At 44.8% G+C, this 11900-nt stretch carries 13 protein-coding genes; 8 read left to right on the top strand and 5 right to left on the bottom strand.

The window, feature by feature from the left end; all coding sequences use genetic code 11:
- Positions 1 to 7 precede the first annotated feature (7 nt).
- The 8 genes from R8O11_RS11220 (at position 8) to R8O11_RS11185 (ending at position 6780) form a co-directional block, all read left to right on the top strand.
- Positions 8 to 1219 (top strand): type III secretion system needle length determinant, encoded by a 1212-nt coding sequence (locus R8O11_RS11220; protein ID WP_318194147.1) that lies wholly within the window; start codon positions 8 to 10, stop codon positions 1217 to 1219.
- Complete coding sequence (vscQ, locus tag R8O11_RS11215; protein ID WP_258657506.1) at positions 1216 to 2184, top strand: SctQ family type III secretion system cytoplasmic ring protein VscQ; 969 nt, start codon at positions 1216 to 1218, stop codon at positions 2182 to 2184. Before R8O11_RS11220 ends, vscQ begins: the two co-directional genes overlap by 4 nt.
- Positions 2181 to 2831: a SctR family type III secretion system export apparatus subunit VscR gene (gene vscR / locus R8O11_RS11210; RefSeq protein ID WP_005377232.1), complete on the top strand. Its 651-nt coding sequence runs from the start codon at positions 2181 to 2183 to the stop codon at positions 2829 to 2831. The genes vscQ and vscR overlap by 4 nt, the downstream gene beginning before the upstream one ends.
- Before the next feature lie 13 nt (positions 2832 to 2844).
- A complete protein-coding gene (vscS, locus tag R8O11_RS11205) occupies positions 2845 to 3111 on the top strand; it encodes a SctS family type III secretion system export apparatus subunit VscS (RefSeq protein WP_005377227.1) in 267 nt (88 codons plus the stop codon).
- Positions 3108 to 3893 carry a type III secretion system export apparatus subunit SctT gene (gene sctT, locus R8O11_RS11200; RefSeq protein ID WP_033906165.1) on the top strand — a complete coding sequence of 262 codons (786 nt, stop codon included), beginning with the start codon at positions 3108 to 3110 and terminating at the stop codon, positions 3891 to 3893. Before vscS ends, sctT begins: the two co-directional genes overlap by 4 nt.
- A 15-nt stretch (positions 3894 to 3908) precedes the next feature.
- Positions 3909 to 4958, top strand: coding sequence for a SctU family type III secretion system export apparatus subunit VscU (gene vscU, locus R8O11_RS11195; protein WP_053350339.1), 1050 nt, complete (start codon positions 3909 to 3911; stop codon positions 4956 to 4958).
- Between the two features lie 102 nt (positions 4959 to 5060).
- On the top strand, positions 5061 to 5771 hold the full coding sequence (locus tag R8O11_RS11190; protein WP_213871878.1) for a helix-turn-helix domain-containing protein: 711 nt from the start codon (positions 5061 to 5063) through the stop codon (positions 5769 to 5771).
- Between the two features lie 106 nt (positions 5772 to 5877).
- Positions 5878 to 6780: a DMT family transporter gene (locus R8O11_RS11185; RefSeq protein ID WP_372035280.1), complete on the top strand. Its 903-nt coding sequence runs from the start codon at positions 5878 to 5880 to the stop codon at positions 6778 to 6780.
- 89 nt (positions 6781 to 6869) lie between these two features.
- On the opposite strand, the gene R8O11_RS11180 is transcribed toward R8O11_RS11185, so the two are convergent.
- The 5 genes from R8O11_RS11180 to R8O11_RS11160 form a co-directional block, all read right to left on the bottom strand.
- Positions 6870 to 8348 carry a hypothetical protein gene (locus tag R8O11_RS11180; RefSeq protein WP_053304391.1) on the bottom strand — a complete coding sequence of 493 codons (1479 nt, stop codon included), beginning with the start codon at positions 8346 to 8348 and terminating at the stop codon, positions 6870 to 6872.
- A 9-nt stretch (positions 8349 to 8357) separates the two neighbouring features.
- Positions 8358 to 8816, bottom strand: coding sequence for a CesT family type III secretion system chaperone (locus R8O11_RS11175; protein ID WP_005387141.1), 459 nt, complete (start codon positions 8814 to 8816; stop codon positions 8358 to 8360).
- A gap of 230 nt (positions 8817 to 9046) precedes the next feature.
- Entirely contained in the window at positions 9047 to 10024 is a 978-nt protein-coding gene (gene vopR, locus R8O11_RS11170) for a type III secretion system effector VopR (protein ID WP_205461529.1), read from the bottom strand.
- Positions 10025 to 10034: 10 nt separating this feature from the next.
- A complete protein-coding gene (locus tag R8O11_RS11165; protein ID WP_236147238.1) occupies positions 10035 to 10481 on the bottom strand; it encodes a type III secretion system chaperone in 447 nt (148 codons plus the stop codon).
- 255 nt (positions 10482 to 10736) lie between these two features.
- A complete protein-coding gene (locus tag R8O11_RS11160; RefSeq protein WP_149192510.1) occupies positions 10737 to 11900 on the bottom strand; it encodes a VopS family T3SS effector adenosine monophosphate-protein transferase in 1164 nt (387 codons plus the stop codon).

Here is an 11900-nt window from a genome sequence, read left to right as displayed (position 1 = left end):
GTTCACTATGCGCATTACCACAACAACTGAAACATCGAATACGCTGCACAAATCAACGCCAGAACAAGCGCCTCTCGAGAAGGAGGCCGAGCTTCAATCACAATTCGAGCATGCAATGACGAAGAAGCCTAGCAAGGGAAAGGAATCTATCGTTGCGAATCCCCAAAAGAATCATACTGGCGAAGAAGACATACCGCTAAGGCATAAGACATCTCAAGGTCTAGATAAGAAACATAACCTATCGAACCAAGAAGCCAACGCTGACAAAAACATCTCCACTTTAAAAGGTAAAAGTGACGTCGTCACTAAGAGAGACGTAGAGAAATCGAAAGACGACGCAGCAAATAGCGAAGAAATAATTAGTGAAAACAATAAATTGCTTAAACATGATGGAAAAAGCGATGGCGACACAGTTCTAAGCTCCCCTTCTACCGAGCGTGTTGATTCTCACTTTCAAGCTCAAGCTCATTTGAAAGATGATAAACCGACGCCGATGGATAAACATACCTCACCGGATTGTCTCTCTACGCTTGAATCTGGCTTGCTCCCCCAAAGTGCGACAGCGACAGTGCTCGCTCAAGATGGGATTAACATTGTTGGCTTAACGAAAAAGCAAACTGAAACAGCGCACAATAAGCGTGCAACTCCGCCGCTACAGAATACAGGCAAACGATCAGACCAAACTGATGGCCTGCCTGAAACCAAGCCCCTTGAAAAAATCGAGACGAAAAGCGCACTAGTCGCCGTGAAAACGGATGAAGAAAAAGTACCTTCTCAACCCTTTGCAAGTGCGGTAACACAAGGCGATGTCATCCTAAAAAGTGTTGCTTCGCAGGCTCAACCAAGCCCAACGCGAGACGTAAACCAATTACTCCAGCAATTGGTGGATAAAATCTATGTTGCTCTGCCAACCGCATCGGACAACAAAGAGGTTCGGCTGTTTCTAAGTGAAGGACAATTAAAAGGTGGCGAAATCCACATCAAGTTGGACGCTCAAGGGTATAGCGTGACGATTCGACAAGAGCATGCCCTTTCCATTATTAGCCAGCAAGCTAGACAAGATCTTGCTGAACGGCTAAACCGATTCGGTGGTGAGCAGCCACTTCGCTTAGCGATCAGCGAACAAACTCAACAGCTCGATCAACAACAACATGAACAACAACACTCACGCCAACAACGCAGCGTGTATGAAGAATGGCAAGCGGAGAATGACCTATGACACCGTTAATAATACCCAAAGTGGATGCAGAAAGTATCGCGCTCAGCAATCAACTTTGTGCAAAACAGTGCCACTTCCAAGGGACTGATGGTCAGAGCGTATCGATTACTGTTGCTCAAATCCCTTCATTTGAAGGGTTCCGTTTAACCACGTTGATTGGAGGGCAAACCCTACAAGTAGACTTTTCTCGTGCGCAGCTCCAACATTGGCTGAAATCGACCTTAAATGCTACTGCGTTTGAGTCCCTGCCTAACTCCCTCCAGTTAGCACTTTTGAGCTCACAGATAGAACCGCATAGTGAGGTAATCAAAGCGCTATTTGGTCAGTTACCCATTCTTAGTCAACTACAGCCGTTAGAGGCGAGCCAGGCCCAAGAGCATACTTTAATGTTAACCCTCAATAAGCCTAACGGCTCTCTTTGTTTGTGGGTTAGCGAAGGATCAGACGTGTTGTTGGATGCGCTACCAAACAGCGCTGCTCTACAAGCTCGACACCTCGCTTTACCTGTGTGGTTAAGTCTTGGAAGGACCCATTTGACGTTAAGCGAATTTAATTCGCTCGAGCTGGGAGATGTCATCTTTTTTGACGATGGTTACATCGCCAAGCAACAAGCCATTTTTCAAGTATCTAACCAGAATCTCTGGCGCTGCCAGCTAGATGACCAAACTCTTCACATTATTGAAAAAGAAACCAATATGAATGACGTAAACACTTCAGAAATGTTAACCGACCACCAGCAACTGCCTGTGGAACTCACGTTTGATATCGGCCATCAAACCATCACGCTAGAGCAGCTTAACCAGCTTCAGCCAGGGTACGTATTCGAGCTAAACCAGCCTGTATCTAAGCCGGTAACATTGCGTGCCAACGGCAAAATCATTGGTGAGTGTGAACTGGTTAATGTTAACGAACATTTAGGTGTGCGCGTACTGGAGCTGTTCGGTGGCACGCAGGAGCTAGCATGATCCAGTTACCCGACGAGCTCAATCTCATTGTCAGCTTAGCACTGCTGGCACTGATCCCATTTATCGCCATGATGGCGACGTCGTTTGTGAAACTCGCCGTTGTATTCTCACTGTTGCGTAACGCTCTCGGTGTACAGCAAATTCCGCCGAATATGGCGCTTTACGGATTGGCCATCATTCTGTCAATTTTCATCATGGCTCCCGTCGGGTTTGAAACCTACGACTACGTAAAGCAGCATGATATCTCCCTTGAAGATTCTGCAAGTGTAGAAGGCCTCATTGAAAGCGGTTTACAGCCTTATCGAGAATTTTTGAAAAAGCATATTCGGGAAACCGAAGCCATATTCTTCACTGATGCTGCACGCACATTGTGGCCACAGAAGTACGTAGACCGTTTAGAGTCGGACAGCTTATTGCTCTTACTGCCCGCATTTACCGTCAGCGAGCTTACTCGCGCTTTTGAAATTGGCTTTCTGTTGTACTTACCGTTCATCGCTATTGACCTAATTGTGTCGAATATCCTACTCGCGATGGGGATGATGATGGTATCGCCAATGACGATTTCCCTCCCCTTCAAATTGTTGCTTTTTGTCTTGCTTGACGGCTGGACAAAGCTCACCCACGGCTTAGTGTTGAGTTACGGTTAATCACGGAGAAAGTATGCATTCTGCTGAAATCATTCATTTCACGACTCAAGCATTAACCCTAGTGTTGTACTTGTCATTACCGCCGATTTTAGTCGCAGCATTGGTTGGTACATTGGTGTCGCTTATTCAGGCGTTAACTCAGGTCCAAGAACAAACGTTAGGCTTTGTGGTCAAGCTTATCGCGGTCATTATTACGCTGTTCGTCACAACGCAATGGCTAGGGGCAGAGCTCCACGCCTTCGCCTCGCTTGCTATGGATAAAATTCCTCAAATACGATGAGTTATCACGACTTACACCAGGCTTTATTTTTGTACAGCCTGACGTTACCTAGGTTAATGGCATGCTTCATCTTTTTGCCTATTTTGAGCAAGCAAATGTTAGGCGGCACCATGGTGAGAAATGGTGTGCTTTGCTCACTCGCACTGTTTATATTTCCGATGATTAATCAGCAAAGCTTGCCCGCAGAAACCGACGGCATTTGGCTGATAATGATTTTGGGTAAGGAGGTATTAATTGGGCTATTGATAGGGTTTGTTGCTGCTATCCCCTTTTGGGCGATAGAAGCGGCCGGTTTTCTGGTCGACAACCAACGTGGGGCTGCCATGGCAAGTATGTTTAACCCAACGCTAGGCTCACAATCCACACCAACAGCGGTATTACTGACCCAAACGTTGATTACCCTGTTCTTCTCTGGCGGGGGCTTTGTCACTTTTATCTATGCGTTATTCAAAAGCTATACATCTTGGCCGATCGTGGACTTTTTCCCAACCGTTAACGACGCATGGGTGAGTTTCTTCTACGCGCAATTTGAACAGCTTATGTGGCTTGGTGTGTTGATGTCCGCTCCACTAGTGTTGGCAATGTTTCTTGCTGAGTTTGGTCTGGCGCTTATCAGTCGTTTTGCACCGCAATTGAATGTTTTTTTCCTTGCCATGCCAATAAAAAGTGCCATCGCGAGTGTTTTACTGATCGTGTATCTCGGAATAATGATGGATCACTTTGAAGTACAGTTTTACGGCATTACCCGATTCGCAGAACAACTCAATACCATTTGGCAATAACGCTTAGGATTCTTTATGAGTGCAGAAAAAACAGAGCAACCCACCGCAAAAAAGTTACGCGATGCTCGACAGAAAGGTCAGGTTGCCAAAAGCCAAGAAATCGTATCGTCTGCATTAATTTTGGCGCTCATAATTGTACTGTTTGCGTTCGCCGATTATTACATGTCGCACATCTCAGCGCTTATTCTCCTACCAAGTAAGCTTGCTTATCAGGGTTTCCAAGATGCGCTAGTCGATGTCGCTATCGCCATCGCAAAAGAAATTGCCTATCTACTCGCTCCGATTATTCTGGTTGCTGCACTCGTCGCCATCTTTTCCAATATGGGGCAGTTCGGGTTCCTATTTAGTGGTGAATCCGTTAAACCCGACATCAAAAAGATCAATCCCGTCGAAGGGGCCAAACGCATTTTTTCCCTTAAGAGTGTGATTGAGTTTATCAAGTCGATCCTTAAAGTCTCTCTTCTTTCCTGCATTATCTGGGTGACATTACGCGGTAATATCAACGCTTTAATGCAAATTCCAACTTGTGGGCTAGAATGTGTCCCGACCATTACTGGCGTCATGATTAAACAATTAATGATTATCTCTTCGGTAGGCTTCATCGTCATCGCTGCAGCAGATTTTGCGTACCAGAAGTTTGATCACACGAAAAAGCTCAAAATGAGCAAGGACGAAGTGAAGCGCGAATACAAAGAGATGGAAGGCAGTCCAGAAATAAAAAGCAAACGTCGTCAGTTGCACCAAGAGCTACAAGCCTCCAATCAACGCGAAAACGTTAAACGTTCTAATGTATTAGTTACAAACCCAACACATATCGCGGTTGGCCTTTATTACAAGAAAGGCGAAACGCCCCTGCCCGTCATCACTTTGATGGAAACCGATGCGGTAGCCAAACGTATGGTCGCAATCGCTAGAGAGGAAGGCGTGCCTGTGATGCAAAAAGTCCCTCTTGCTCGTGCACTATACGCCGACGGCAACGTCGACCAGTACATCCCAAGCGATCTTATTGAAGCAACTGCGGAAGTGCTTCGTTGGTTGGCCTCGTTAGAGTCCGAGGCGGACTAACAAACCACATCCCATTCAAGATCGGGGCTTACAACTGCCCAGCTTTCAACCTCGATACTTTCAACGCTATAATGCGGTATTCTTTAACTGTATGTTGTTTTTATGAAATCTAACTTAAGCATTCGCTCCTACACGAAACGTATGAGCCGACATACTCATAGTGATTATCATCAACTGGTGCTTCCTCTCCAGGGCAACATACATATTGATATGGATAGTTATGTCGGAAAGGTGGCGGTTGGCGACTGCATAGTCATCCCCAAAAGTTGTGCCCACGGTTTTAATGCCGAAGAGTCATCACGCTTTATTGTTGCGGATATGACCACTTTGCCCACTCATTTGATGGATAATAGTGTGGCTGTGTTTTCGATTAGCCCGCCTCTACTGAGCTTTATCCAGTTTGTCGAAAAGCAACTTGAGTATCAGGTTAATGATGAAATTGAAAACTCAATGGTTGCAACCTTCTATCTGTTGCTAGAGCAGCAAAAGCGGTCTCGCTCCGTAGATTCGCGTATTCGAGATGTACAGGTTGTGATCGCCGAGCAGCTTGATCAGCCACTCACCATTGCCTCATTAGCGAATGCCGCTTGCTTGAGTCCGACGCAGTTTAAAAAGCTTTTTAAAGAGCAGCTAAAAGTGAGCGTCCATAAGTACATTACACTACAACGTATGGAAAAAGCCAAAGCACTACTGACTCATACAGACCTTCCAGTTCAGTTGATAGCTGAACGAGTTGGTTATAGTGACCTTTCCGCGTTTAGTCGACGGTTTTCAATGCATTTTGGCATGTCTCCTAGAGAGTTTTCCCGGTAGTCACTAAAATAGTCCTCTGGAACAAGTATTCCGTCTTTTCAGCACAAAACTCTCTATCGCTTTCTTTTATTCTTTCTACCCTAAAACAGCCATTCACTAGGTAGAAATTACAGTGTTAAAAAAACATTTCACCGACTATCAATTAGGAACTTTATCCATACTTTTTGCTTCAACCCTGTGGGGAACGACGGGCACCGCTGCCAGCTTGGCACCGGATGTCAGTGCTCTCGCCATTGGCGCATTTTCTATGGGTATTGGTGGATTTATGCAAGCATGTCTGTCTGCGAAGTCACTGAAGAGAGATTTTCGAAAAGTCGTACATAAGAAGAAAACGTTACTGGTTAGTATTATCGCCTTAGCCACCTACCCACTGGCTTTTTATTCATCAATGCGATTCGCCGGTGTGGCTATTGGTACGGTTGTTTCTATCTCCACTGCACCTTTCTTTTCTGCTTTGTTAGAGTGTCTCTTTAGCCGAAATCAGACCATAACCAAGCGCTGGATGATGAGTTTCGCAATCGGGGTCATTGGCATTACCTTGTTGTTGGCTTCTGAGTCATCCGCAAATAGCTTATTTGATCATGATATGAAGCATTGGGGTGTATTACTTGGCCTATTGGCAGGTTTGACGTACGCCATTTACTCATGGGGAGTAAAGACTATGATTGACCACGGCATTGAATCGCAAACGGCCATGGGAAGTGTTTTTGGTATTGGTGGAGTTTTGCTTCTACCAACACTTTTCATCACGGGCGATAATCTATTTGCATCATCAACTAATACGACGGTCATGCTCTACATGGCCTTGATTCCAATGGGGTTAGGTTACGTCGCTTTTGGGTTTGGGCTACGGTTTGTTACAGCCAGTGGAGCTAGCATACTCACGCTATTTGAACCTGTTATCGCAGCAGCACTAGCAGTTGCGATTGTTGGGGAAGAAATTTCTTTCATTGGTTGGGTTGGTATAACGTTGACACTTGTGTGTTTGTTTCTTCAGTCGAAAAGTTAAATTCAATGGACATGAGCCAGCCCCAAAAAGGAACGCTGACGGTAGATAAAGTAAGGAGCAGCACCTACCCCCTACTTTACCATTTGAAATTACACCCAGCCTTCAGCCAAGTACATCAATCGCAATTGACTTGGTGAGCCTAGTTTTTCTAGCGCATCTAACTGGACGTCACTCAGGTTTGGGCATTTATCAAGATAAACTCGTCCGTTTGCTGCATCTAGGGGGAGCTTGTAGGTTAGCTTTTCGTTTATTTTACTTGCTTCCCCTTTATCAATCGCTCGAACAGCTGGCATGAGCCAATCCCAATCTTCTCCTAACAGTTTTTTAAACGCCCCGTTAGCAATAGACTCGGTTTTACTTGGTGCATCCTCTGGGCTTAGCTTCAAGATAGAATCTACGTCAGGAACCAAGTGCTCACTTGGCTCTGAACCCAACATCTTTTTCAGTGTTAATCGAGCGGCTTCCATCTCTTGTGCTTCTTTAGGCGCTTGAGGAGAAGTCATTGCAGTATCCTCCTTAGGGCCAAGGTACGCCATTAATGCGCGGACAGAAGCCGGATCTTGCATACTGAAGGTAAAGTCTCCTTTTGCATTGGAAACTTCAAGTCTAGGTAAAACACCAGACATTTCGCCTTGCATAAGTTGCTCTTTTACTTCCGTATTTAACCCGTATGCCCCAGCTTGGTTCGCCACAAAGCCACCGCCACTCATGATAGCAGTCGTTGCCGCAGAACCGATTGCCTCTTTTGCTATCGGTGTGACGCCCACCGTTGCTACAGAGCTAACACCGAACGTGCCCAGGCTCCCCGTCGCCATACCTAACGTAGCTCCAATGCCACCTTCAGCCGACAGTATCGCATGACCTTGAGCCAAGGTTTGCTGCATCGGCATAGAAAGACGTTGATCTCGCCCTGGCAGCTGTGAAATTTGTTCTAACTGATGATGGTAAGCCTCAGCATCACCATTTACGGCCGCTTTGTGCAGCTCTCGACCTGTAGAAATCAATAAGCCAACGCCAGGTAATGCCAAGTTAATAACGGCGTTCACACCAGAACCTTTTAGCTTTTCTTTGCCCATCTGTAACAGTTCAGCAGCGAAGCCATCCATTTTTCCTGGATACTGGGCTTCTAAACTCACCTGCATACGCGGATCTTTGCTGATCGCATCAAACGTATTTTTAAGCTGCTGGTACGTATCGCTGCTCACTTTTATTTCATCCAATAGGCTGACAACTTCTAAGATTTTACGCTCAGTAAGTGGCTCACCGCGATAGCCTGAAGGACTCACTAGGGAGTAAGCCAACAGCGCAACCTCAGGTTTTTCTTGCTTAAGTAGCGCCTGCTTTAAATCAAGGTGAGTTTTGATGTTTTCTTGGAAAAACTTAGTGTATTTGCTTCTCAATACGCCTTCGTGAATAGAAGCAAACTTATGACCTTTGTGGAATGTGGAAGGTTCTTTTACTTCACCTCTTTTACTGATCACTCGATCATCTTTTTGCGCAGCAACTGCACGAAACTGTTCTAGATCAGGTACTGGGCTTTGGCTGATTTTTTGTGTTGTATTAACCATTTTTCTCTCCTACACACGAAGTGATTGAACATGAGCTTGTTCATGATTAGAGGTGGTTGGAATCGCTTGATCCAACATTGCGAAACGCGCTTGCCACAGCTCGGCCTGTTCAATAACTTCGTGAAACCAAGCGGTAAGGTTCGTCGTATTTAGATGCTCAACGGGTTTACGTCCTGCTAAGACAAGCTGTCGACCGTTTGGAGCCAAAGCAAGTGCGAGGCTGCCACTACCTATTCCTTGATAGTTAGCATGAGCAAGAAGCTCTAAACCTTTTAGTCGTTGTTCACCGGATTTTTCTAACCCTCCGAACGTTACAGACAGCATCAAATCATCCGTATCTGTAGCGATGAAATACAACATGTAGCGATCATCGACCAGTAGCTGACAACGTTCATTTTCTTCAAAATTCAGTTCGGGCAACTCATTGAGTTGGCAAAACTCCAAGAGCAGTTGTTGAATCGTGTTCATAACTTTTTCCTTTTGTTTCAATAACTCTATTGAACAACGATTGCAGATTGAACGATGTCGGTAATGGCTTTATTTTTGTCACTTTTTCGCCTTCATTGTGAGGTTTTCCGCAGAAATCTCGCTCTAAAATCGAGTTGCCAGAGTAATAAAAAAGAGCAGCTCAGAGCTGCTCTTTCAATAAAGGTTAGATGCTTAGCATGATGTATTTGCTCACTTCTTTTGCAGAGTGACTAACCCAGTTTATGGCTATCAAAAATGACTTCTGTTGGCGGGAACATATTCGAAACAGGTGGTCGTTGTGCATCTCCAAACATTGGTGCACCGAATGCAGATGTCGCCCACGGGTCAACAATTTTCACATCCTTACTCCACGTTGATGGATCTTTTATGTCGCTCTCCTCTTGTCGACCAACCAGTACATAAAGGTGTGTACCTGAATGACCCTTTTTAAACGCAACCACTTCTACTTTGGGTTCACTTTCAGGTGTTCCTGACATGCCTTGAATCATCTCAGCGGCGGCAGCAAAGGCAAATGTAGTACAGCAGCCGGCTTTCGCGGTTTGTACTGCCTTAGCAATGTTCTGTAGAGTGCTTAATTGCGGTGCGGTTCCTCTTTGTGCTGCAGCTTGAACTCCGTTTGCGGACATCGTCGCTCTGTGATCTTGCATGATTCGCGCTTGATCCGCGTGAAGCTCTTTTAGTCGTGGCTTTCCTTTTGTTTCATAAAACTGTGACCCCTTAACACCGAACGTATTTAAGTCCGTACAGGCAAAATCACCAAGCTTTTGAAGGTTGGCTTTATGTTCGTTGATAAGCGCGGCACTCGATGAAGCTTTATTGGTTTTGGAAGATGAGGCTGCCGTTTGTGCAGTGGGCCAATTTGAGCTAGGACCAGACGACAATCTCTCAAGATTTTTCAGGCTCCCAAGCGTTAACTTGTTTTCACCGTTCAACACATTTTTCAGCATGAGCTTCGCAACATCTTTAGGAATACCCTGCTTAGTAAGCAGGTTCACTACAATATCTTTCGCTTTATTCTGGTGGCTAATACGCGCGCTGATACTTTTATTTTTTGGTGCGCCCTCTTTAACAAAAATATCTTTACCGTTGTGTGCTCGAACCTCTTTGTCGTCAGCTTGATTTTGTGTCGCCAAATGTGACGTTAACTGACTCAACGAGTGCATGTGCGATGTATTAATATTGACCATGTGTGATGCCTTAAACTTGAATAAATGCGTGTACGTCTGTTTGGCTAAAATCTACAACCGTGTTGTTTTGAAATAACTGTACCCAAGTATCAACTAATTCATTCAACTGAATGATTAAGTTAGCAATGTTGGTGAGTTCACTTCCAGCCGCGATAGCAACTTGAAGAACAACGTCTTTGCGTGTTGGATTCACACAAAACTGCACACCACCTGTTTCTCGATACAAGAAGTTGTATTCAAGTAAAACTTGAAGTTTATCTAGCGTAATATCATCTTGTTCTATAAGCAGTTTTTTGGAAATCAATAACTCGCCTTTTTCCTCTACGAGCAGAACATCGACACTGTTGTTTTCAGCAAAATGCAGTGACCACATTTGATCGTCATACGCTGTCACGCGCTCAAGGTTCAGCACTTCTCCTAGCTCAGAGAGAAGCATATTAATCTTTCCTGTATCCATGTTGTGTCCTGTCTAATTTATTATAACTAAGTGACATCGATATATTTATTGCAGCGAAGCCACTTGGGTATAACGGCTCATTTAAATAAGCGAATAAGGATAAAAGAGATTTTATGGCGAGATAGAAACCGACACTTTATTTCAACGTCTCATTTTTATTGCTATTAGCCGTTTTATTGAGAAGAAAAATTAAGGTTAAGCTGGAAAATAAAAGAGCGGCAATCGCCGCTCCGAAAATTAAATAGAAGTAGAAAATCACTTAATACCGTGAAGGCTATTTTCTGCATCCATAGCTAAAGGATTGAACGAGTCGTTACGAAGTTCTGCTATCGCGTATAGCATGCGACCCATGCGACCATTTCCATCGGTAAAGCCATGGTACCCGATAACTCCGGCGAACAAATGTTTACCTAAGTCTTTATCTTCTACAGGGTTCTCTTTCAAAAAGCCTTCAATGTGCTGCTTTAACATGCCCTCACCGCCAATACTTGAAGGCAAAGTGCCACCCGAAATATTTGGCCCTCGGTAATCACGCTCAACATTAGGCACCAATCGAGTGTGCAGCTCTTTTAGGTTTTCCATATTCAATAAATCTTTACCATTAGACGCGTATTCTTTCAGTAAAGACGTAATATTTTCGGCATCGTTTCCTTTAGAGTTAGAAGCATTAATGATCCACGCCGTAGCTCTTTCAACATTATTGGTTACGCCACTTTTGTTAAACGCGTCCTCTGCCAGTCCTTCAGCGTATACACCTTGGCTTAGATCGGTGCTTGCTAGACCTTCGATATGACGTTGCGCCGATTTAAGATGCATCACCTCCATATCAAACACCGCTTGCATTTGATTAATGCTACCTGCCGGGTTTTTCTGCGCTGCAGATACACCACCGCCGTAGTCTTTTACTACACGTCCAGCAAGCGACTTCGCTGCACTTTCGCCAATCAGTGATGTGAGGTTTTTACCAGAATCGGTTTCTAACATTGCCTCTGTCATCGCTCGCTCTGCTAACTGGTTTAGCTCAGCAGAGTTCGACTGAACTGATTTACTGTCTAACTTCGCAAAGGCATTTAAGACATCTGATGCGGTTTTTATGCTTCCATCTTTGAAGAACATTTGTCCATGCTCAACAGAAGAAGCAGCTTGTAAACGCTGAGCTTGTCCTTGCTCATTATCAAATACGGCTTTTGTAAGGGCTTTCGCTACCGATTGTGGGCTACCTTCGCGAAACAGTTTTCCTGTCGCTTCAAAAAATCGCGCTACTGCACCATTCGTAGGATTGGCGCGAGTAAATTCTTGGGTCGCTGCGTTAATTTGGTATTCTTTGCCACCAATACTCAGCTTACCTTCGTTAAGTATCTCGTTACGAGCTTGCGGCATGGCAGCCTGCAACGCGCTAACACTTCCAAAACTGATCAT

The sequence above is a fragment of the Vibrio sp. 1288 genome, from assembly GCF_033344475.1.
The sequence above is the reverse complement of the archived record's forward strand: the minus strand, read 5'-3'. Positions and strand labels throughout refer to the sequence as shown.